The organism is Mycobacterium sp. 852013-51886_SCH5428379 (genome assembly GCF_001665575.1).
Classification (GTDB): Bacteria; Actinomycetota; Actinomycetes; order Mycobacteriales; family Mycobacteriaceae; genus Mycobacterium.
Map to the genome: position 1 here is coordinate 209,075 of NZ_LZSU01000036.1, position 21,160 is coordinate 230,234.

The window sequence follows — 21,160 nt, forward strand, 5'->3', positions numbered from 1 at the left end:
TCCGTGGGCCTCAACCTGGGAATCGTCGGACTGCCGAACGTGGGCAAATCGACTCTGTTCAACGCGCTGACGCGCAACAACGTGCTGGCAGCGAACTATCCGTTCGCGACGATCGAGCCCAATGAAGGTGTGGTCGCGCTGCCCGATCCGCGGCTCGATGAGCTGGCGAGGATGTTCGGGTCCGAGAAGATCGTGCCGGCGCCGGTGACGTTCGTCGACATCGCCGGAATCGTGAAGGGCGCCTCGGAGGGTGCCGGGCTGGGCAACAAGTTCCTGGCCAACATCCGTGAATGCGATGCGATCTGTCAGGTCGTGCGGGTGTTCGCCGACGACGATGTGGTGCACGTGGACGGCAAGGTCGATCCGCGGTCGGACATCGAGGTGATCGAGACCGAGCTGATCCTGGCCGATATGCAGACCCTCGAGCGCGCGATCCCGCGGCTGGAGAAAGAGGCCCGCACGCACAAGGACCGCCGACCCACTCTGGAGGCGGCGGTCGCTGCGCAGGACATCCTCAACGGCGGCAAGACCCTGTTCGCCGCGGGCACGGACGTCAGCCTGCTCCGTGAGCTCAACCTGATGACGACCAAACCGTTCCTGTACGTGTTCAACGCCGACGAGTCGGTACTGACCGACGATGCCCGCAAGGCCGAACTGCGCGAGCTGGTCGCACCCGCGGACGCAGTGTTCCTGGACGCGAAGATCGAGGCGGAGCTGCAGGAACTCGACGAGGAGTCGGCGGCGGAGCTGTTGGAGTCGATCGGTCAGACCGAACGCGGGCTGGACGCGTTGGCGCGGGCCGGCTTCCACACGCTGAAGCTGCAGACGTATCTGACGGCGGGGCCGAAGGAGGCGCGCGCCTGGACGATTCACCAGGGCGACACCGCGCCCAAGGCCGCCGGGGTCATCCACACCGACTTCGAAAAGGGCTTCATCAAGGCCGAGGTCGTGTCCTTCGACGATCTGGTCGAAGCCGGATCGATGGCCGCCGCGAAGGCTGCGGGCAAGGTCCGCATCGAGGGCAAGGACTACGTCATGGCCGATGGCGACGTGGTCGAGTTCCGGTTCAACGTATAGCTGTATCGCAATGTCGGGCTGACAGCCTCACGACGCATATATATCCATGGCGGCGCTGTCAGCCCGACATTGCGGCCATGTACCCAAGTAAGTTTGCAACCTGCACTTCCAGGTGAACGATCGCCTGAATCATTGCGGAGAGTCCCGAGCTGCAGAGGACATGTCCCGATGGGGTGCTGCGCCCTCGTGTGCGCAACTCCATTCGCCGGTACACCGCGACCGGCTGACGAAAGGACATGACGATGGCCGACAAGGACGCCAAGAACCTCAAGCAGGTGCTCGACAAGATCGCCGGCATGGATGAACCCGCGCGCGCTGTCATGCAACGCATGCACGACGTGATCGTCGGTGCCGCACCGGAGCTCAAGCCGCGCATCTGGTACGGAATGCCCGGTTACGCCAAGTCCGCGAGCAGTCCCGTCCTCGTCTTCTTCCGGAACGACGAGCGCATGAGCCTCGGTGTCTCCGAGAAGGCCACGCTCAAACCCGCGGGTGGGAGGGACGGGCTGCTCATGCCTGCGGCCTGGTACTTCGACCGACTCGACGATGCCACCGAGCAACGTGTTGCCGAGATCGTCCGCGGCGCCCTCGAATGATGCTGGCGGAGCGCTGAGCGGTCGGGTTAGCGTGAACGGGTCAATTGCAAATAGCGGCCACCGCAACCCGAGCGTGCCCACCCCGTGACCCGGGCGCGACGGCGGCCCAGCAGGCTCATCGCATGGCGGAAGTGGTCTACCTCGTCGCGTCGGTGCTCTGGATCGTCGTGGTCCTCGGCGCGGCCGGTTTCGCCGGCTGGTTCGCCCTCAAGGTGCGCGCCCGACGCCGACGGGTGAACCGGATCCTCGCCGTGGTGCGCGTGCCCGTCGCGCTGGTGCTCGCCACCGCGACCAGGCGGCGCTGAGTTTCGCCGCACCGCCGGCGCGGGTATCTGCTGAGCACCCGACGAAGGAGGCCCCGCGGTGAGCGGCAGCAAGAAGGCGAAGAACAAGATCGACCAGCTCAGCGGTAAGGGTAAGGAGCTTCTCGGCCGGGCGACCGGCGACCGGGTGCTCGAGGACGAGGGCCGCGGCGATCAGTCGATCGCCCACCTCAAGGGCGCGGGCGAGAAGATCAAGGACGCGTTCCGGCGCTGATCAGTCGGCGAGCACGCCGATCTCCGCACCCAGCCGGTACCCGGGCGCCAGCGGAAGGTCGTCGCCGCTCCAGAACTTGCCGGGGTCGAACCAGTTGTCCTGCTTCTCGGTCGCGAGCAACCCCATCTCCTCATACGTGATCGCGACGGTCTCCGCGCAGTACGCCGTCTGCAACCCTGCCGCCCGGATCCGTTCCTTGCGGCGTTCGGCCGACTCGCGCACCTTCCGGTGGACATACGGGATGCCGCGGGTGAAGTCGCTGACCGTTGGCAGCCGGCCGCGCAGCCACCGGCCGGTCAGCCGGGCGGTACTGGGGAATGGTGTGCCGTCCATGCGGGCGATCACCCGCAGCATCCGGTCCTCCTGTTGGCGGGTGACCGACGGCTCGAGCTGACGCAGCCAGCACCGCTGCCCGTAACTGGTCATCCACCGCTCGACCACCTGGCGGGCATCGTTGAGTTGCACGCCGCGATGGTTGGTGCCGGTCCACAGGTCGGCCAGCTTGTCGCCGAGCTCGGCATGCCAGATCAGGGGCGGCAGATCATCGACGGCGACGGTCATCCCGACGTGGTTGACCGGCGCGTTGGTCAGGGTCTGGATCGCGCGATCCGGCCCGGAGGCGCCGCGGAACAACCACACGTCGCCGGTCCGCGTCTCCTCGAGGGCTCTCGTCAGCGACACCGTGTTGACATTCACCTGCGCAGCGTAGGCACACTCTGATGATGCGCAATGTGTGGAAGTGGGTCGGGTTGGCCGGTGTCGCCGGAGTCGTCACCGGCGGGGCGCTGGTCGCGCGCGATCAACGGCGGCGCAAGGCCTACACGGCCGACGACATCCGGGCGCGGCTGCATCAGCGCCTCGACCAGGCGAACTCGGCCGAGGCCTAGCCGGTCACCGCGAAAAGGCGGTAGCTCCCGGAGAAGCCCTTGAGGTCGGCGTCGCGACCCTCGTCGACGGTGATGCCGTCACATCGGGCGACCGCATCGCGCACCGACTCGCTGACGAGGATCTCACCGCCGTCGGCTTGGGCGGCCACCCGCGCCGCCAGCGCCACATTGCGCCCGAACAGGTCTTCGCCGCGACGCACCGACTTGCCGGTGTGAATTCCGATTCGGACCCGAATACCGTTGGGCCGCTTGCGGAGTGCGTGCTGTAGCTGCTGGGCGCAGCGCACCGCCTGCTCCGGCGCGGCGAATGCGATCATGAAGCCGTCGCCCTGACTCTTGATGACGTGCCCGTCGTTGTCCTCGACGATCCGCTGCACCATGCGGGCGTGCCTGCCGATGAGCCGCGCCCAGGCCCGGTCGCCGATGCGATTGTTCAGCGCCGTCGAATCCTCGATGTCGGAGAACATGATCGCGACCCGACCGTCCGGGGCGAGCCGCGCGAGGTCCGGGCGTTCCACCTCGAACCAGTCGGTCAGATCCTCGATCGACGACCGCAGCGCGCCGCCGAAACCCTTCTCCCGCACCAGGTTGGCGGTCTGCCACAGATTCTTCACCGCCTCGCGACCGCCGGTGACCAGCATGTTTCGGGCGTCGACGCGGCCGCGCAGTTCGTCGGCCTCCTGCCGGGCCCGCGTCCACAGCACCCACAGCACTGCCAATCCCACCGCCTCGGCGAGCGCGACGGCGGCGAGGGCGTAGACGGCGATGTCGGATCCGGTCACCGCCCAAGTATCGGCGTCGTGCGTTCGCCGTGGGCGCGCCCCTGGCAAGATCGCGGCGAAAGCTGACCCGTCGGCCGCTATCGGGCGGGGGCCGAGTGGCCGACCATGGCGGAATGCACGCACAGATCGTCCTGTTCGACGGCTTCGACCCGCTCGACGTCATCGCTCCCTACGAGGTCCTGGTCGCGGGCAGCGACGCTCTGGAAGGCGAACTCGAGGTGACCCTGGTATCGGCCGAGGGGCCCCGCGAGGTCGTCAGCGGATCGCGTGGCCTGACCCTGCGCGCCACCGCCGACCTCGACCCCACCCGGCCCGGTTTCGTCATCGTGCCCGGCGCGGTCGGCCCGCTCGATGGCGATCCCGACGACGGGGTGGACACCATTCCCGTGCTGCTGGCCCGGTTCGGCGAGACCGCCGCGGTACCGCTGCTCCAGAAGGCGCTCGACAACCCGGACATCACGGTGGCGACGGTCTGCGGCGGTTCGCTCGCGCTGGCCATGGCCGGTCTCATCGACGGACGCCCCGCCAACACCCACCATCTGGGCGTGGACGTCCTGGAGGCCACCGGCGCTGTTCCGGTGCGGGCCCGCGTCGTCGACGACGGCGACCTGGTCAGCTCGGGCGGCGTCACCTCCGGTCTTGATCTGGCCCTGCATCTGCTCGACCGGACCTACGGGCCGCGGATTGCGCTGGCGGTCGAGGACATGTTCGCCTTCGAGCGCCGCGGCACCGTGTGGTCGGAGCGCGGCCGGCTGCCGAATACGGTGTGAGCGTGGGCATCACCGGCGACTGGGACGTCCGCATCAAGACACCTGTGGGATCACTGCGCGTCGACTACCACTTCGCCGACGAGAACGATGTGCTGGCCGGTCACGCGTGTGGCAGCTCGGAGACGGTGCCGCTGCGCGACATCGAGGTTTCCGACGACGCCGGCGTACAGCGGGTGCGTTGGCGCCAGACCGTCACGAAACCCATGCGGCTGCACCTCGAGTTCGACGTCGAGGTGAGTGGCGACCGGCTCACCGGACATTCACGCGCCGGCCGGTTACCGCGGTCTGCGGTGACAGGCGTGCGCCGTACCCCCGAGCAGAAGGAGACCGAATGAACCCCGAGTGGGGCTTTCCTGATTCCGACATCTGCGTCGCGGCAGAGCGATTGGCGTTCGAGGTGGCACCGACGGTCATCGCCAACCACTGCGTCCGCAGCTACCTCTTCGCCCGTGAGCTCGCCGCCGCCGACGGGCTGCGCAGCGGCGTCGACTACGACGACGAACTCGTCTTCCTCGCCTGCCTGCTGCACGACCTCGGCATCACCGAACACGGTGGGGGAGATCAGCGCTTCGAGGTCGACGGCGCCGACGCCGCAGCGCGGTTCCTCCGCGAACACGGACTGGCCGACGACCGCATCCGTACGGTGTGGCAGTCGATCGCGCTGCACTCCAGTGTCGGGTTGGCACACCGGTTCGGCCCCGAACAGGCGCTGTCGTTCGCCGGGATCAGCCTGGACGTCGACGGTATGGCGCGGGGCCGCCTGCCGGAGGGCTTCGCCGACCGGGTGCACGCGGCGTGGCCGCGCCACGACCTGGGCTACGCGCTGGCCGAGCTCATCGCCGCCGGCGCCGCGGCCAATCCGATGAAGGCGCCGCCGTTCACGTTGCCCGCCCTCCTGCACGAGGTGTTCAACGGATCGTCGTTCACGTTTCTGGAGCTGGTGAAGAACTCACCTTGGGGCGACCGGGTTCCGGTCACACCCCGGTCGACGAACCCGGCCGCACGATCATCAGAACCGTGACGACCACCCACAGGAGGTTGAACACACCGGTCGTCATGGCCAGGGTGGTGACGGTGGCGCCGTCGAGCGCGGCCCGCTGAGCGGGCAGTATCGCGGCGATGAGGACGACGACGGCGACCGCGGTCAGAGCGATCGACACCAGCACCCACGCGTCGGTGAGGACGCCCATCGACACTGCGGTGGCGAACCCCAGGACGGGCACCGCGAGTCCCACCGCGGCGTACGCCCGGCAGATCCGGTGCAGCACTGCCGCGGCCGCCGGCGCGCTCGCGTCCGGTCCGTGCAGCGCCCGGGCATAGCGCGGGAACATGCTGGCGGCCACCGCGATCGGTCCGACGGCCAGGATCGCGGCGATGACGTGGGCGCTGAGCAGGATGGCGGACATGATCGTCGACGTTAGGACACGCCGGTGCGTATCGCCTCGGCCGAATCCGCCACGCTGCGACGGGATCTGGCCAACCTCACCATCCCTCGGTCAGCACCCGGTCCAGGGTGTCGACGTAGAAGTCGGCGCTCTCGATGTCGATGCACAGCGGCGGCTTGGTCTTGAGGATGTTCGAATGGTCGCCGGTGGGCTGGATGATCACGCCGTAGTCGAGCATGCGCTCGCAGATCGCGGCTGTCTCCGCGCTCGCCGGTTCGAGCGTCTCCCGGTCCAGCACCATTTCCACCCCGAGGTACAGCCCGACGCCGTGCACGGTGCCGACGATCGGATGCCGCTCGCCGAGCGCCTCGAGCCGGCTCTTGAGGTGGCTGCCGACGCGGACGGCGTTGTCCTGCAGGTTTTCCGCGGCCAGGACGTCGAGCACCGTCAGCCCGATCGCGCAGGACAGCGGGCTGCCGCCGGTCGACGAGAAGAAGTAGCCCTGTGAGCGGAACGCCTCGGCGACGGCCCTGCTGGTGATCACCGCGCCGAGCGGGTAGCCGTTGCCGGTCGACTTGGCCACCGAGACGATGTCCGGAACCACCCCTTGCTGCTGGAAACCCCAGAACCAGTCGCCGAGTCGGCCGAAGCCCACCTGCACCTCATCGGCGATCGCGTAGCCACCCGCGTCTCGCACGGCACCGTAGACCTGCTCGAGGTAGCCGTCGGGCAGCGCCATCCCACCGGCGTTGCCGTACACCGATTCACAGATGAACCCCGCCGCCGGCCGCCCGTCGGCCGCCAACTGCCGGATCTGCTCGACCGCCTCAACCGCGTACCGGCCGACCTCGTCGCCGCGGTACTTCCCGCGGAAGCTGTTGGGGGACTCCACGGTGTGCACCCAGTCCGGGCGGGTCGCCAGCGCATTCGGATTGTCCGCGGTGGATGTGGATACCGCGTCCGTGCCGTAGGTCCAGCCGTGGTACGCCTCGCGCATCGCCACCACGTCGCGGCGACCCGTCGCGGCCAGCGCCAGCCGGATCGCGAGATCGCTTGCCTCCGAACCGGAGTTGACCAGAAAGACGGTGTCGAGAGACTCCGGCAGCAGGGCGGCGAGCCGCTCGCTGTACTCGACGACTGCGCTGTAGTTGAACCGCGAGTTGGTGTTCAGCCGGCGCAGTTGCCGATTCGCGGCGTCGGCGATCCGCGGATGCGCGTGTCCGAGCACCGTCACGTTGTTGACCATGTCGAGATAGCAGCGACCCGCCGTCGACATCAGATGGTGCCGCCAGCCGCGCTCGATCTGCGGCGGCCTGCGGTAGTAGTGCTCCTGCACCGGTGCAAAGCTGCGGTCGCGCCGGGACATGAGATCCGCAGCGGCAGTGACTGACTCGGTACCAGGCAATCCGAACAGCGGTGCGGGATCGCGGACCTGTGCCAGCCAGCCCGCCGCGATCTCCGGCCGAACCAGTCGTGGGGTGTGTGGTGCGCCGACGTCGCGCACGGCCACCTCCGTCCACTGTCCGGCGGGGCTTTCCGCCAGTGCGTCTCCGGCACGCACACTGCCCGTGGCCACCGACCGGACGCCGGTGAGCGTCATCTCGTGCCGGCGACCCTGCAGTGTCATTCCGTCGGCACCTCGGTCGACGACCTCCCCGTCCCAGGGTGCGACCAGCGGCACCGGCTGCGCCGTCCACAGGCCGACTCCGGTGGGTACCACCTCGGCGCTGCGCTGGTTCAGCGGAGGCGCCAGATCCAGGCGCGGCTCGGCGAATCGGGTGACCACCACCTGCGCACCGGCCTGCCGCGCCAACCGGTCGATGAGATCGCCGGGCAGCCACCCGCCGGGCTCGAACGCCCGGTCGTAGACCTCGGAGGTGACCGAAAGATCAAGCACGGCAACTGAATCCGGCGAAACCATGGGTGCGGTCACGGCCACCGGAGCAGTCGACCGGGGCACGCCCAACTCCGCCCGGATGGCATCCGTCATCACCTCGGCGGGCACACTGAGCGCCTGCTCGAACATCCGTTGCTCACCGTCGGACTGCGCGGTGAGGTAGGCGTTGTCGGGCTCCAGCGCGGCCTGCTGCGCACCGCTGACGATGAGCACTGCGGTGCGCAACACCACCAGCGGCCACAGCGCCTCGATCTCCGGGTCGGTCAGCGGGCGGACGGCGTGGAACGCCGCCACCGCGGGAAGGACCGATTCGGGTTCGGTGCCGGGATGGCCCAGCACCGACGAGGCGGCGATCGCCAGTTCAGACACCGCCCAGGTCCGGGTGAGGTCGCCGAAGTCGATCACCCCGTCGGGGCGCATGCTGCCGTCGGCGGCCCGGCTGACCACCACGTTGGCGTCGGTGACGTCGAGATGCACGGCCTGCTGCGGCAATTCGCCGGCCACGCGTTCGATGCGGGTCCACGCGTCCCGGGCGGCGTCGCGCAGTCTGGCCTGCTGCACCGGATCGTCGACGTGCTCGGCCAGCGCGGTCACCACCTCGTGCCCGTAACGCAGATCCCACTGCAGCGCCCGGTCCAGGCCGTCGTGTGCGAAGTCCCGGAGCGCCCGGCTGACGCGTCCGGCGACGTCGCCGAGCGCGGCGACCGCCGACGGCGACAGATGCTCGCAGTCGACCAGGGCGCCCCCGGGCAGATAGCGCAGCAGGCGGACGTAGGCGGTCCCGCCGGAGGGGCCGAAGAAGCCGTCGACCCGCGTGCACGCCCGGCCGTCGGTGTTCGGCAGCGGCACCGCGACGCGCAAGGCCGGTTCGGCCTCGGCGATCAGTTCGGCGGCGGCGTCCTGCGCGGCGATCTCGACTTCGTTGAACGCGGGGTTGGCGATCTTGAGCACGCCCGCGATCACGCCGCCGGCGGTGATCAGGAAGTTCTGATCCTGTTGGCTACCCAGCGATTTCGCCGTCGCGGTCAGGCCGTACGCGGAGGCGGCGAGAGCCTCGGCGGCCGCCTCATCGACCTGCGGGGCGGGTAGCTCGAGATTCTCGAAGAAGTTGAAGCCGACGGTGCGGCGACCGGCACTCACCGACTGACGAAGTCGACGACGACCTCGGTGAAGGCGTCGTTGTCGTCGCCGGCAGCGGTGTGTCCGGCCTCCGACAACTCGACGAACTCCGCCCGCGGCACCTTCTCCAGGAAGTCTCTGACCCCCTCCTCGCTCACCACGTCGGAGAGTTTCCCACGGATCAGCAGGATCGGGATGGTGAGGTCGATCGCGATCTGTTCGAGCTTCTCGACCCGCACGAACGGATCGTCGCCTGGCGCGGTGAGAAACGCCGGATCCCAGTGCCAGTACCAGCGTCCGTCGCGCTGCCGCAGGTTCTTCTTCAGGCCCTCGGGGCTGCGCGGTTTGGGACGGTGCGGCAGGTATTCGGCGACCGCGTCGGCGGCCTGTTCGAGGGAGTCGAAGCCGTGCACATGGTTGAACATGAAGTCGCGGATCCGCGCGCTGCCGTCCTTCTCGTAGCGCGGCACCACGTCGACCAGTACCAGTTGGGTGACCTGCTGCGGCCCGGCCTTCCCGGCGACCAGGATGCCGGTCAGACCACCCATGCTGGCGCCGATCAACGCGACCGGCCGCCCGATCTGGTCGAGCACCGCGAGCGTGTCCTCGCAGAGCATGTCCACCGAGTAGTTGGCGTCGGGGGAGCGGTCGCTGTCGCCGTGGCCCCGGCTGTCGAGTGCCACCACGTGCAGACCTGCGTCGCCCAGAATCTGACCGGTCTTCTTCCAGGAGTGCCGATTCTGCCCGCCGCCGTGCAGCATCAGGACCGTGGGCCGGTCGGCCCCCGGACCGGAGCCGGCGGCGTCACGGTTCCATTCATCGGCGACGAGAGTGAGCCCCTCGGCACCGCGGAATTCGACGACGCGTGGCTCACTGTGGGCGGACTTCGGCGCACTCACGGACGTTCCTCTCGATCACCCCGACCCCTCACGTTACCGAGGCGACAATTCCGGTCCCGAGAGACGGTCCACGTCCCTAAACTCTGCGCTCGTGCATCCGCCATCGCTGACCGACGACGAGCGCGAACGCATCATCGACGCTGCGTACGACTGCATCGCCGAACCGCACACCGGTCCGGTGCCGATCGCGGCGATCCTGGCCCGCGCCGAGGTCTCGACGCGGGCGTTCTACCGACACTTCACCTCCAAGGACGAGCTGTTCCTGCAGATGCTGCGTCAGGAGTGCGCCGCGCTCAACGGCCGTCTCGACCAGATCCTGGACAAGGGGGAGGAGCCGCTGCGTCAGCTCGAGGCGTGGATCGCTGAGATGCTCACGCTGGCGCACGATGCGCGGCTGCGGCAGCACATGCGGGTGATCGACTCCGACGAAGTGCGGGCGGCGAAGGGGTACCGCGAGGTGCGGGAGAGCACACATTCGGAACGCGAGCGGTCGCTGGTGCAGATCCTGTCCCGCGGCAGGAGTGACGGCAGCTTTCCCCTGAGCGATCCTGAACTGGACGCCGTCGCGATCAGCGCACTGGTGAGCCGGATGATGAGCGCCACCCCGCCGACCCGCGCCGCGCTGGTGCAGCGCACGCTCGCCCAGGTCCTCGATTTCGCGCTGCGGGCCGTCGGCGGTCAGCGCGCGGACACGGCGGGGCGATGAGTTCGGCGGTCGCATCGAGTCTGTCCCTGGACACACCCCATGGACAGGAGCACCGAGATGCCGTCGATCACCCCGTCGTTGTGGTTCGACCACGACCTGGAGGAGGCTGCCGCCTTCTACACCTCGATCTTCCCGAACTCCACCGTCGAGGAGTTCGTGCGCTACACCGACGCGGGCCCCGGTACGCCCGGCGAGGTCCTGTCGGCCACCTTCGTCCTCGACGGCACCCGCTTCATCGGCATCAACGGCGGTCCGCAGTTCCCGTTCACCGAGGCCGTCTCGTTCACCGTGCCCTGTCGGGATCAGGACGAGGTCGACCACTACTGGAGCCGCCTGCGCGACGGCGGCGCGGAGTCGCAGTGCGGCTGGCTCAAGGACCGATTCGGCCTCAGCTGGCAGATCGTCCCGGACCGACTGAAGGAACTGCTGGCCGACCCCGACCCGGCGCGGGCCGCCGCGGCGACCACGGCGATGCTCGGGATGCGCAAGATCGTCATCGCCGACCTGGAGGCGGCCGTCGCCGCCGTGTGAGCGTGCGCCGGGTGCTGACCGGCTCGTCGGGTAGGCCACGTAACGTTTCGATCGACACCGCCTGACGACGTGGTCCGCATGCAGGAGAGGAGCGCCATGGCCCCCGACGATTCCGCTGCCAGTGACGGCGTCGCCGTCGGCGAATCGACGGCGCCGGGTCATGACGACACCCACCTCGACGATCTGGACGACGACGACCGCGATCCCGCCCGGGTGCGGCGGCGCCGGCTGATCATCGGGGCGGTGGTCCTGGTGCTGGCGCTGGCCGGGACGACGGGCTGGCTGGGCTACCGCATGTACGAGACGCAGCAGGCGGAGAAGGAGCGTCAGCTGTACCTCGACGTCGGCAAACAGGCCGCGCAGAATCTGACGACCATCGACTGGCAGCAGGCCGAGGCCGACGTCCAGCGGGTCCTCGACGTAGCCACCGGCACCTTCTACGACGACTTCGAGCGGCGGGCGAAGCCGTTCATCGAGGTCGTCAAGGAAGCCCAGTCCAAATCGGTCGGCACCCTGCGGGAGTCGGGCGTGGAATCGGTGTCCGACAACGGAGCCCGGGTGCTGGTCGCGATCACCGTTCAGTCGTCGAACGCCGGCGCCCCCGACCAGGCGCCCAAAGCGTGGCGGATGCGATTGACACTCCAACGCGTCGACGACACTGCGAAGGTGTCCAACGTGGAGTTCGTGCAGTGAGCGAGAAGCCCGAGGCGCCGGCCGAAGAGACCGCCGAGGCGCCGGCCGAAGAGACCGCTCCCGAGACCCCGACGCCCAGGCGCTCGCCGAAGCAGATCCTCGCGCGCGCCGCATTGCCGACGCTGGTGGTGCTGCTCGTCGCGGCCTGCGGATTCTTCCTGTGGCAGAACTTCACCGCGAGCCGGGACGCCACGGCCCGAACGGAGTCGGTGCAGGCGGCCCGCGAGATCACCGTGTCGATGCTGACCTATCAGCCCGACACCATCGACGAGGAGCTGTCGGCCGCGCGTGAACGGCTCAGCGGCGCCTGGAAAGACCAGTACGGCTCGATGGTCGACACGGTGATCGCCCCGGAGGCCAAGGCGCAGGGCATCTCCGCGGCCGCCGAGGTCGCGGCGTCGGCGTCGGTGTCCGCCGAACCCGACCACGCTGTGGTCCTGCTGTTCGTCAACCAGACGGTCGCCGTGGGCACCGCCGCCCCGACCGTCACCCCGTCGAGTGTGCGGGTCACGCTCGACAAGATCGACGATCAGTGGACGATCTCGGAATTTCAGCCGGTATGACCGAACCACGGTGGCTCGACGTCAACACCCCCGCCGTGCAACTGCGGGCGCTGGTCTGGGGACCGGAGGACCCACACGCCCCGATCGCGCTGTGCCTGCACGGCTTCCCCGACACCGCCTACGGCTGGCGCAAGGTGGCACCGATGCTGGTCGATGCCGGCTGGCGGGTCGTGGCGCCGTTCATGCGCGGCTATGTGCCGTCCTCCCTGGCCAACGACGGCAGCTACCACGTCGGTGCCCTGATGGACGACGCGCTGCGCGTCCTACAGGCCGCCGGGCCGACCGGCCGCGACGTGCTCATCGGTCATGACTGGGGCGCGATCGCCGGCGCCGGGCTGGCGGCCATGCCGGACAGCCCGTTCGACAAGACCGTGATCATGTCGGTACCCCCGGCGGCGGCGTTCCGTCCGCTCGGCCGGGTACCCGGCACTCTGCGGCTGACCGCGAGACTGCCGCGCCAACTGATGCGCAGCTGGTACATCATGTACTTCCAGCTGCCCTGGCTGCCGGACCGATCGGCGTCGTGGGTGGTGCCCCGGCTGTGGCGACAATGGTCGCCCGGCTACCCCGCCGCCGAGGATCTGCGGCATGTCGATGCGGCGATCGGCGCGGAACCGCGCTGGCGTGCCGCACTCGGCTACTACCGCGCGACCGTCCGCAACTCCCGGCCACCCGAGCGCTACCGCGAACTGCATCAGCACTGGCTGTCCGCCCCGATGTTGCCCACGCTGTACCTGCACGGCCTCGACGACGGTTGTGCCAGCGCGGATTTCATGCGCTGGGTGCAGCCGATCCTGCCGGACGGCAGCGCGTCCGCCGCCGTCGAGAACGCGGGTCACTTCCTGCAACTCGAACAGCCCGAGGTCGTCGGTAGGCACATCCTCGACTTCATCGGTCCCGCCCGCTGACCCGCCCGGTCCCATGACGGTGCGCCGGCTCGCGGCGGTCGACGCCCAGACCTACTGGCTGTCGGCGAAGGTGCCCAGCGATCAGTTCCTGACGTACGCCTTCGCCGGTGCGCCCGACGATCTGTCCGGCGCGGTCGACGCGGTGCTGCGACGGGCCGCGTCCTGCGCCGATCTGACTCTGCGGGTGCAGGAGCGCCGCGCGGGCTATCCGGTGTGGGCGTCGGCCGCCGTCGACGAACGCCACGCGGTGGTGCACCGCCTCGACGGTGCGGACTGGACCGACTGCCTGACCGCGGTCGAAGCGCTGGCCGACGAGCAACTCGACGCGCGGCAGGCCACCTGGCAGGTGCACCTGTTCCCGTCGATCAGCGGTGTGCCGGGAGTCGACGATGTGGGGACGGTGGCGGTCGTGCAGATGGCGCACGCGCTGGCCGACGGGGTGCGGGGTGCGGCACTGGCGGCGTGGATGTTCGGGCGCGACGATCCGGTGCCCGTCGTGCCGTCACCGCCGCGGTGGGAATCGGCCGTGCTGCCGTGGCGGGCGATCCGCGCGGCGCGTACGCATCGGCAACTGGTGCGGGATGTGGCGGCCGCGCGCGTTGCGCCACAGGGGGAGTCGTTTCCCCTACTGCGCAGCAACGCCCGCCCCGACGGGGCGCGCAGTCTGCGGACCCTCGTGCGACACCGCTCCGGCGTGTCCGGGCCCACCGTCACCGTCGGTGTCCTGACCGCGATCGGGGAGGCGCTGGCCGCCCACCTGGGGGAGCTCGGGGACGATACGAGCCGCCTGGGCGCCGAGGTGCCGATGGCCAAGGGGGGCCAGCGGCCGGCGCACAACCACTTCGGCAACATGAGCGTCGGTCTGTTCCCGGGGCTGCCACCGGCGGAGCGGGCGCGGCGCATCGCGGCGGTGCTCGCCGACCGCAGGCGCCGCGCTGCCCATCCCGCGATGATCGCGGACCGGGCGGCGTCCGCGGCGACCCCGGCGCGGCTGCTGCGATGGGGCGTCGCGCAGTTCGACCCGGATGTCCGCGCAGCACAGGCGATCGGTAACACCGTGGTGTCGTCGGTGCACCGCGGCCCCGCCGATCTGCGGTTCGGCGGGGCACCCGTGGTGCTGACCACCGACTCGATGCCGCTGTCGCCGATGATGGGACTGACGCACGGCGTGCACGGCATCGGCGACACCGTGACCGTCAGCGTCCACGCCGCACAATCGGCGATCGGCGACGTCGACGCCTACACCGAACGCCTCGCCGAGGCGCTCGACCGGCAGTGGTAGCCCCCACGGGGGTGTCCGACGGCTTAACAGATGTTCTAGATTCTGTTGCATGACTGCCTACGATGTCGGCGTTCTCATCCTGCGTGTGGTGCTCGGCCTGACCATGGCCGCCCACGGCTACAACAAGTTCTTCGGCGGGGGCCGTATCCCCGGCACCGCCGGCTGGTTCGACAGCATCGGCATGAAGCCCGGCATGTTCCACGCCCGGGTCGCCGCCACCACCGAGATGGCCGCCGGGATCGGACTGGCCGTCGGTCTGCTGACCCCGGTGCCCGCCGCGGGTTTCGTCGCACTCATGCTCGTGGCCGCGTGGACCGTGCACCGCGCCAACGGTTTCTTCATCGTCAAGGAGGGCTGGGAGTACAACCTGATCCTGGCCGCCGCTGCGGTGGCCGTCCCAGCGATCGGGCCCGGCAAGCTCAGCCTCGACTACGCCCTGTTCCACGGCTCCGGGGTGTGGGATCTGGTGCAGGGCTGGTGGGGACTGGTGATCGCGCTGGTCCTCGGCCTGGCCGGCGGCATCGGCCAGCTGGTGATCTTCTACCGCCCGCCGGCCAAGACGGGCTGAAACCGGGTAACCCGTTCCGTCAAACTAGAACGCGTTCTAGTCTTGGGGCATGGGATTTCTCAAGCCCGACATGCCCGTCGTCGACTTCGCCGAGTGGAGTAAGGGCACCCGCTCGGAGAAGATCCGGCCGATGGCCCATCACTGGGCCGAGGTCGGTTTCGGCACGCCCGTGGTGATGCACCTGTTCTACGTGGTGAAGATCCTGCTCTACATCCTCGGCGGCTGGTTGTTCGCGCTGGCCACCTCCGGTGTCGACCGCTTCACCAACGTCGCGCAGTGGTGGACCGAACCGATCGTGTTCCAGAAGGTCGTGCTGTACACGATGCTGTTCGAGGTCGTCGGCCTCGGCTGTGGGTTCGGCCCGCTGAATAACCGGTTCTTCCCGCCGATGGGGTCGATCCTGTACTGGCTGAGGCCCGGCACCATCCGGCTGCCACCGTGGCCGGGCCGGGTGCCGCTGACCAAGGGCGACACCCGCACCCCGCTGGACGCCGCGCTCTACGGCGCGCTGCTCGTCGTGCTGTTGATCGCGTTGTTCTCCGACGGCACCGGACCGGTGCCCGCGCTCGGCACGACCATTGGTGTGCTGCCCATGTGGCAGATCTGGACGATCCTCGGACTGCTCGCGGTGCTGGGACTGCGCGACAAGGTGATCTTCCTGGCCGCACGCGGTGAGGTCTACGGCTCGTTCACCGTCGCGTTCCTGTTCGTCGGCTACGGCGTCGACATGATCCTGGCCGCCAAACTCGTCTGCGTCGCGATCTGGATGGGTGCGGCGACGTCGAAGCTCAACAAGCACTTCCCGTTCGTGATCTCGACGATGATGTCGAACAACCCACTGATCCGGACGAAGTCGCTGAAGCGCAGGTTCTTCGAGAAGTTCCCCGACGACCTGCGGCCGGGCCGGGTCTCGCGGGTCATCGCCCACTTCAGCACCGCGATCGAGATGCTCGTACCGCTGGTGCTGCTGTTCAGCCACGGCGGTTGGCCGACGGCGATCGCCGCGTTCGTCATGCTGGTCTTCCACTTCGGCATCCTGTCGGCGATCCCGATGGGCGTGCCGCTGGAGTGGAACGTCTTCATGATGTTCTGCGTGGTGACGCTGTTCGTCGGTCACGCCGACGTCGGTCTGTCCCAGCTGAGCACACCGCTGCCGGTGGTGCTGTTCGCCGTCCTGGCGATCACCGTGGCGCTGGGAAACCTGTTCCCGCGCAAGATCTCCTTCCTGCCGGGGATGCGGTACTACGCCGGCAACTGGGACACCACGTGGTGGTGCATCAAGCCGTCGGCCAACGAGAAGATCGAGCGCGGACTCGTCGCCATCGCCAGCATGCCGGCCTCCCAGCTCGAGAAGGTGTACGGCAGCCCCGAACAGGCGATGATCTACCTGTACAAGGGATATGCGTTCCGCGGCTTCAACTCTCACGGCAAAGCGCTGTTGACGCTGGTGCACAACGCCCTGGCCGGACGCAACCAGGACGACTACGTCATCACCGAAGGCGAACGGTTGTGCAGTACCGCGGTCGGCTGGAACTTCGGCGACGGCCACATGCACAACGAGCAGTTGATCGCCGCAATGCAGAAGCGCTGTCATTTCGAACCCGGCGAGGTGCGCGTCATCCTCCTCGACGCCCAGCCGATCCACCGGCAGCGTCAGGAGTACCGGCTCGTCGACGCCGCCACGGGCGAGTTCGAACGCGGCTACGTCAACGTATCCGACATGGTGACCGGCCAGCCGTGGAGCGACGACATCCCGGTCCAGGTGACGTGGCGGCGGGACAGCGCTACCCCATCCAGTCGGGGGTGATCCGCAAGCTCCTCACCCCATCCAGTCGGGGGTGATCCGCAAGCTCCTCACCCCATCACGTCCCGGACCTTGACCGTCTCCAACCCCTGCAGCAACAGCGCACGCGCGGTGTCGAGGTGTTTGCGCCAGTGCGCCTCGGCGGCCGCGCCGTCGCCGGAGCGCATCAGCTGCAGCAGCCGGCGATAGGACCGCATCAGCTTGTCGTAGTCCGACTTCGACGGGGGATTGCTCTCGCTCATCGCGAACGCCGTGTGCCGCACCGTGATCTCGTGCAGCATCCCGGCGATGATGTTGAGCGTCGCATTGCCCGACAGCTCGACCATCCGGCGGTGGAACTCACCCGTCGTCTCGGCGAGCCGACCCGTGTCCCAGCCGTCCGGCACATCCTCGGCCAGCGTGCGTTCCAGTTCGTCGTAGGCGGCGGTGTTGCCCGATTCGGTGAGCAACCGCACCGCCATCGGCTCGATGCCGGAGCGGGCCGTCATGACGTCGGCGATGGTCGCGCCCGACAGCTCGAGCAGCAGCCCGGCTGGGCGCGCGACGATCTCCGGTCCCGGAACCCGCACCCGGGCGCCGGTACGCGATCCACGGCGCACCTCCACGAGCCGTTCGGACTCCAGCACCCGCACGGCCTCGCGCAGCGTGGGCCGGCTGACGCCGAAATGCGCCATCAGTTCGGCTTCATTGGGGAGGAAGTCGCCCTCTTTGAGCTGTCCGTCGACGACCATGCGGCGCAAGGTGCCCGCCACCAACTCGGCCGTCTTCGGAGAGCGGACGGCGGCGGTCGCGGCGCTCACCCCGATCATCGGGGCCAGCGGTGTCGTTCGAGCCACCTGGCCTCCCTATCCGCTGCCAGCCGACGGCCGGCTGTACAACTCAGTAAACCATCTGACCGAGGGAACGAGCGTGACGCGCGTCCACCAACCAGCTGGTTGACCTAGTAAACCTTGTCCTCTACCGTCGTGTCGAACCCGCCTGTTTGTTGGAACTTCGAAGGAGAAGTGTCATGGCTGATGCCGTCATCGTCGAGGCCGTGCGGTCGCCCGTCGGCAAGCGCAACGGAGCGCTGTCGGGAGTACACCCCGCCGAGCTCTCCGCCCAGGTCCTCAACGGATTGGTCGAGCGCGCAGGCGTGGATCCCGCGCTGGTCGACGACGTCATCTGGGGCTGTGTCATGCAGGCCGGTGAGCAGGCCCTCGACATCGCCCGCACCGCGGTGCTCTCCGCCGGCTGGCCCGAGACGGTGCCCGGCGTGACGGTCGACCGCCAGTGCGGGTCGAGCCAGCAGTCGCTGCACTTCGCCGTCGCCGGTGTGGTGGCCGGCCACTACGACGTCGTCGTGGCCGGCGGTGTCGAGTCGATGTCGCGCACCCCGATGGGCTCCTCGCTGGCCAACGGCGGCAACCCCTACGGCGAGTCGTTCAAGGCCCGCTACGACAAGACCCCGAACCAGGGTGTGGGCGCCGAGATGATCGCCGAGCAGTGGGGTCTGAGCCGCACCGAGCTCGACGAGTTCTCGCTGCGATCCCATGAGAAGGCCGCTGCCGCACAGGATTCCGGCGCCTTCGCCGACCAGATCGTCGGCATCAAGACCAAGGACGCCGACGGCAACGACACCGTCGTCCTCGAGGATGGCGGTATCCGCCGCGGTGGCACCGTCGAGTCGATGGCCAAGATCAAGCCGGCTTTCAAGGAGGACGGCGTGATCCACGCCGGCAACTCCAGCCAGATCTCCGACGGATCGGCTGCGTTGCTGCTCATGTCGGCCGAGAAGGCCAAGGAGCTGGGCCTCAAGCCGCTGGCGAAGGTGCACACCGCGGTGTTGGCCGGCGCCGATCCGGTGATCATGCTGACCGCGCCGATCCCGGCCACGCAGAAGGCGCTCAAGAAGTCCGGCCTGAGCCTGGACCAGATCGGTGCGTTCGAGGTCAACGAGGCGTTCGCCCCGGTCCCGATGGCGTGGCTCAAGGACATCGGCGCCGACGAGAAGGTGCTCAACCCCAACGGCGGAGCCATCGCACTCGGCCATCCGCTCGGCGGCTCGGGTGCGCGCATCCTGACCACGCTGCTCTACCACATGCGGGACAACAACATTCAGTACGGCTTGCAGACCATGTGCGAGGGTGGCGGCCAGGCCAACGCGACGATCCTGGAACTCCTGTGACCGAGGCCGCGACCCCTGTGCCCGGCGCTCTCGTCGAACGCCGGGGCAACGTCATGATCATCACGATCAACCGGCCCGAGGCCCGCAACGCGATCAACGCGTCGGTGTCCATCGGGGTCGGCGACGCCCTCGAGGAAGCGCAGCAGGACCCGGAGGTCCGGGCGGTCATCCTGACCGGTGCCGGCGACAAATCCTTCTGCGCCGGAGCCGATCTCAAGGCGATCTCCCGCGGCGAGAACCTCTTTCACCCCGAGCATTCGGAGTGGGGTTTCGCCGGCTACGTACGCCACTTCATCGACAAGCCGACCATCGCCGCGGTCAACGGCACCGCGCTGGGCGGCGGTACCGAACTCGCGCTCGCCAGCGATCTGGTGGTCGCCGAGGAACGTGCGAAATTCGGCCTGCCCGAGGTCAAGCGGGGCCTGATCGCCGGTGCCGGTGGGGTGTTCCGCGTCGTGCAGCAGTTGCCGCAGAAGGTCGCCCTGGAGCTGATCTACACCGGTGAGCCGCTGTCGTCGGCGGATGCGCTCAAGTGGGGCCTGATCAATCAGGTGGTGCCGGACGGCTCAGGAAGCAGCGCGGTCGATGCCGCGCTCGAACTCGCCGCACGGATCACCTGCAACGCGCCGCTGGCGGTGCGGGCCAGCAAGCGGGTGTCCTACGGCGCCGTCGACGGTGTGGTCGCCGCCGACGAGCCGTTCTGGAAGCAGACGTTCAGCGAGTTCTCCACGCTGCTGAAGACCGAGGACGCGATGGAGGGTCCGATGGCCTTCGCGCAGAAGCGCGAACCGGTCTGGAAAGCCAAGTAACACAAGACGTTAGGAAATACCATGAAACGCACCATCTACGACGCCGAGCACGAGGCGTTCCGCGACACCGTCAAGGAGTACATCGAGCGCGAACTCGTCCCGAACGCCGAGAAGTGGGAGACCGAGCGCATCGTCGACCGGTCGGCCTACACCGCGGCGGGTAAGTACGGGCTCATCGGGTTCAACATGCCCGAGGAGTACGGCGGCGGTGGCTCCGACGACTTCCGGTTCAACGCGATCATCGACGAGGAGACCGCCAAGGCCGGGGTGCACGGTCCCGCGCTGAGCCTGCACAACGACGTCGTCGGCCCCTACTTCAAGGACCTGACCAACGACGAGCAGAAGAAGCGCTGGCTGCCCGGCATCACCAGCGGCGAGACGATCATCGCCGTCGCGATGACCGAGCCCGGCGCGGGCAGCGACCTCGCGGGCATCCGGACCTCCGCCGTGCGTGACGGGGACGACTGGATCATCAACGGCTCCAAGACGTTCATCTCCTCGGGTATCAACTGCGACCTCTGCGTCGTCGTCGCCCGCACCGATCCGGAGGCCGGTCACAAGGGCTTCTCACTGTTCGTGGTGGAGCGGGACATGGAGGGCTTCAGCCGCGGCCGCAAGCTCGACAAGATGGGCCTGCATTCGCAGGACACCTCCGAGCTGCACTTCGAGAACGTCCGGGTGCCCAACGCCAACCTGCTCGGCAAGGAGGGTCGCGGGTTCTACCACCTGATGACCAACCTGCCCTCGGAGCGGCTGTCGATCGCGATCTCGGCGATCGCCGGCGCGCGTGCGGTGTTCGACGAGACGCTGCAGTACAGCAAGGACCGCAAGGCGTTCGGCCAGCCGATCGGCAGCTTCCAGCACAACCGCTTCCTGCTCGCCGAGATGGAGACCGAGCTCGAGGTCACCGAGAACTACATCGACCGCTGCCTGCAGGGCGTCGTGGACGGTGAGCTGACCGCCGTCGAGGCGGCGAAGGCCAAGTGGTGGGCGACCGAGGTGGCCAAGAAGGTCGTCGACCAGTGCGTGCAGCTGCACGGCGGCTACGGCTACATGCTCGAGTACCGCGTCGCGCGCGCCTACGTGGACGGCCGCATCCAGACGATCTTCGGTGGCACCACCGAGATCATGAAGGAGATCATCGGCCGCGACCTCGGCGTCTGAGGTTCGTCAGTTCGTC

26 protein-coding genes are annotated in these 21,160 nt (G+C 68.5%); 19 read left to right on the top strand and 7 right to left on the bottom strand.

Annotated elements, in window-relative coordinates:
• The first annotated feature begins 3 nt into the window (after nt 1-3).
• The 4 genes from ychF (at nt 4) to A5757_RS15715 (ending at nt 2,210) form a co-directional block, all read left to right on the top strand.
• Nucleotides 4-1,077, top strand: a complete 1,074-nt coding sequence (ychF, locus tag A5757_RS15700; protein WP_066835904.1) for a redox-regulated ATPase YchF — start codon at nt 4-6, stop codon at nt 1,075-1,077.
• Nucleotides 1,078-1,319: 242 nt separating this feature from the next.
• The gene (locus A5757_RS15705) at nt 1,320-1,673 is read left to right on the top strand and encodes a DUF1801 domain-containing protein (RefSeq protein WP_066835905.1); all 354 of its coding nucleotides are present in this window, start codon (nt 1,320-1,322) and stop codon (nt 1,671-1,673) included.
• Between the two features lie 122 nt (nt 1,674-1,795).
• The gene (locus A5757_RS15710) at nt 1,796-1,978 is read left to right on the top strand and encodes a hypothetical protein (RefSeq protein WP_066835702.1); all 183 of its coding nucleotides are present in this window, start codon (nt 1,796-1,798) and stop codon (nt 1,976-1,978) included.
• 58 nt (nt 1,979-2,036) lie between these two features.
• Nucleotides 2,037-2,210, top strand: a complete 174-nt coding sequence (locus A5757_RS15715; protein ID WP_066835705.1) for a CsbD family protein — start codon at nt 2,037-2,039, stop codon at nt 2,208-2,210.
• Here the strand turns inward: A5757_RS15715 and A5757_RS15720 are convergent, their stop codons facing one another.
• Nucleotides 2,211-2,891: a guanylate cyclase gene (locus tag A5757_RS15720; RefSeq protein ID WP_082929499.1), complete on the bottom strand. Its 681-nt coding sequence runs from the start codon at nt 2,889-2,891 to the stop codon at nt 2,211-2,213. It lies immediately after the preceding gene.
• A 41-nt stretch (nt 2,892-2,932) separates the two neighbouring features.
• On the opposite strand from A5757_RS15720, the gene A5757_RS23220 reads away from it, so the two are divergent.
• Nucleotides 2,933-3,097 (top strand): hypothetical protein, encoded by a 165-nt coding sequence (locus A5757_RS23220; RefSeq protein ID WP_156618432.1) that lies wholly within the window; start codon nt 2,933-2,935, stop codon nt 3,095-3,097.
• Here the strand turns inward: A5757_RS23220 and A5757_RS15725 are convergent.
• A complete protein-coding gene (locus tag A5757_RS15725) occupies nt 3,094-3,879 on the bottom strand; it encodes an adenylate/guanylate cyclase domain-containing protein (protein ID WP_066835709.1) in 786 nt (261 codons plus the stop codon). The two genes, A5757_RS23220 and A5757_RS15725, sit on opposite strands and share 4 nt — an antisense overlap.
• A gap of 113 nt (nt 3,880-3,992) precedes the next feature.
• Between A5757_RS15725 and A5757_RS15730 the strand changes: the two genes are divergently transcribed.
• The 3 genes from A5757_RS15730 to A5757_RS15740 are packed head-to-tail and all read left to right on the top strand — an operon-like array spanning nt 3,993 to nt 5,670.
• On the top strand, nt 3,993-4,649 hold the full coding sequence (locus A5757_RS15730) for a DJ-1/PfpI family protein (RefSeq protein WP_066835711.1): 657 nt from the start codon (nt 3,993-3,995) through the stop codon (nt 4,647-4,649).
• 2 nt (nt 4,650-4,651) lie between these two features.
• On the top strand, nt 4,652-4,984 hold the full coding sequence (locus A5757_RS15735) for a hypothetical protein (RefSeq protein ID WP_066835713.1): 333 nt from the start codon (nt 4,652-4,654) through the stop codon (nt 4,982-4,984).
• Nucleotides 4,981-5,670, top strand: coding sequence for an HD domain-containing protein (locus A5757_RS15740; RefSeq protein ID WP_066835715.1), 690 nt, complete (start codon nt 4,981-4,983; stop codon nt 5,668-5,670). Before A5757_RS15735 ends, A5757_RS15740 begins: the two co-directional genes overlap by 4 nt.
• Here A5757_RS15740 and A5757_RS15745 read toward each other — a convergent pair.
• From A5757_RS15745 to A5757_RS15755, 3 genes are all read right to left on the bottom strand, one after another.
• A complete protein-coding gene (locus A5757_RS15745) occupies nt 5,624-6,055 on the bottom strand; it encodes a hypothetical protein (RefSeq protein WP_066835717.1) in 432 nt (143 codons plus the stop codon). The genes A5757_RS15740 and A5757_RS15745 overlap by 47 nt on opposite strands.
• A 76-nt stretch (nt 6,056-6,131) precedes the next feature.
• Nucleotides 6,132-9,071: an aminotransferase gene (locus tag A5757_RS15750; RefSeq protein WP_066835719.1), complete on the bottom strand. Its 2,940-nt coding sequence runs from the start codon at nt 9,069-9,071 to the stop codon at nt 6,132-6,134.
• On the bottom strand, nt 9,068-9,949 hold the full coding sequence (locus tag A5757_RS15755; protein WP_066835721.1) for an alpha/beta fold hydrolase: 882 nt from the start codon (nt 9,947-9,949) through the stop codon (nt 9,068-9,070). The genes A5757_RS15750 and A5757_RS15755 overlap by 4 nt, the downstream gene beginning before the upstream one ends.
• A 91-nt stretch (nt 9,950-10,040) precedes the next feature.
• Here A5757_RS15755 and A5757_RS15760 point away from each other — a divergent pair, with 91 nt between their 5' ends.
• The 4 genes from A5757_RS15760 (at nt 10,041) to A5757_RS15775 (ending at nt 12,442) form a co-directional block, all read left to right on the top strand.
• On the top strand, nt 10,041-10,655 hold the full coding sequence (locus tag A5757_RS15760) for a TetR/AcrR family transcriptional regulator (RefSeq protein WP_231984009.1): 615 nt from the start codon (nt 10,041-10,043) through the stop codon (nt 10,653-10,655).
• A 57-nt stretch (nt 10,656-10,712) separates the two neighbouring features.
• Nucleotides 10,713-11,186 (top strand): VOC family protein, encoded by a 474-nt coding sequence (locus tag A5757_RS15765; protein ID WP_066835907.1) that lies wholly within the window; start codon nt 10,713-10,715, stop codon nt 11,184-11,186.
• A gap of 96 nt (nt 11,187-11,282) precedes the next feature.
• A complete protein-coding gene (locus tag A5757_RS15770) occupies nt 11,283-11,879 on the top strand; it encodes a tetratricopeptide repeat protein (protein WP_156618434.1) in 597 nt (198 codons plus the stop codon).
• Entirely contained in the window at nt 11,876-12,442 is a 567-nt protein-coding gene (locus A5757_RS15775; RefSeq protein WP_066835723.1) for a hypothetical protein, read from the top strand. Before A5757_RS15770 ends, A5757_RS15775 begins: the two co-directional genes overlap by 4 nt.
• Here A5757_RS15775 and A5757_RS24030 read toward each other — a convergent pair.
• The gene (locus A5757_RS24030; RefSeq protein WP_369815957.1) at nt 12,430-12,636 is read right to left on the bottom strand and encodes a hypothetical protein; all 207 of its coding nucleotides are present in this window, start codon (nt 12,634-12,636) and stop codon (nt 12,430-12,432) included. The genes A5757_RS15775 and A5757_RS24030 overlap by 13 nt on opposite strands.
• Between A5757_RS24030 and A5757_RS15780 the strand changes: the two genes are divergently transcribed.
• The 4 genes from A5757_RS15780 to A5757_RS15795 are packed head-to-tail and all read left to right on the top strand — an operon-like array spanning nt 12,538 to nt 17,007.
• The gene (locus A5757_RS15780; RefSeq protein ID WP_369815958.1) at nt 12,538-13,350 is read left to right on the top strand and encodes an alpha/beta fold hydrolase; all 813 of its coding nucleotides are present in this window, start codon (nt 12,538-12,540) and stop codon (nt 13,348-13,350) included. The two genes, A5757_RS24030 and A5757_RS15780, sit on opposite strands and share 99 nt — an antisense overlap.
• Before the next feature lie 13 nt (nt 13,351-13,363).
• The gene (locus tag A5757_RS15785) at nt 13,364-14,632 is read left to right on the top strand and encodes a WS/DGAT domain-containing protein (RefSeq protein ID WP_066835727.1); all 1,269 of its coding nucleotides are present in this window, start codon (nt 13,364-13,366) and stop codon (nt 14,630-14,632) included.
• Between the two features lie 49 nt (nt 14,633-14,681).
• On the top strand, nt 14,682-15,200 hold the full coding sequence (locus A5757_RS15790; RefSeq protein WP_066835729.1) for a DoxX family protein: 519 nt from the start codon (nt 14,682-14,684) through the stop codon (nt 15,198-15,200).
• Nucleotides 15,201-15,249: 49 nt separating this feature from the next.
• On the top strand, nt 15,250-17,007 hold the full coding sequence (locus A5757_RS15795; RefSeq protein ID WP_066835731.1) for a DUF3556 domain-containing protein: 1,758 nt from the start codon (nt 15,250-15,252) through the stop codon (nt 17,005-17,007).
• Nucleotides 17,008-17,054: 47 nt separating this feature from the next.
• On the opposite strand, the gene A5757_RS15800 is transcribed toward A5757_RS15795, so the two are convergent.
• A complete protein-coding gene (locus A5757_RS15800; protein WP_066835733.1) occupies nt 17,055-17,840 on the bottom strand; it encodes a FadR/GntR family transcriptional regulator in 786 nt (261 codons plus the stop codon).
• A gap of 173 nt (nt 17,841-18,013) precedes the next feature.
• Here A5757_RS15800 and A5757_RS15805 point away from each other — a divergent pair, with 173 nt between their 5' ends.
• Genes A5757_RS15805 through A5757_RS15815 form a run of 3 tightly spaced genes read left to right on the top strand, consistent with a single transcriptional unit; the run spans nt 18,014 to nt 21,144 of the window.
• A complete protein-coding gene (locus A5757_RS15805) occupies nt 18,014-19,171 on the top strand; it encodes a thiolase family protein (protein WP_066835734.1) in 1,158 nt (385 codons plus the stop codon).
• Nucleotides 19,168-19,980, top strand: a complete 813-nt coding sequence (locus A5757_RS15810; protein ID WP_066835736.1) for an enoyl-CoA hydratase-related protein — start codon at nt 19,168-19,170, stop codon at nt 19,978-19,980. The genes A5757_RS15805 and A5757_RS15810 overlap by 4 nt, the downstream gene beginning before the upstream one ends.
• 21 nt (nt 19,981-20,001) lie before the next feature.
• Nucleotides 20,002-21,144: an acyl-CoA dehydrogenase family protein gene (locus tag A5757_RS15815; RefSeq protein ID WP_066835738.1), complete on the top strand. Its 1,143-nt coding sequence runs from the start codon at nt 20,002-20,004 to the stop codon at nt 21,142-21,144.
• The last annotated feature ends 16 nt before the right edge of the window (nt 21,145-21,160 follow it).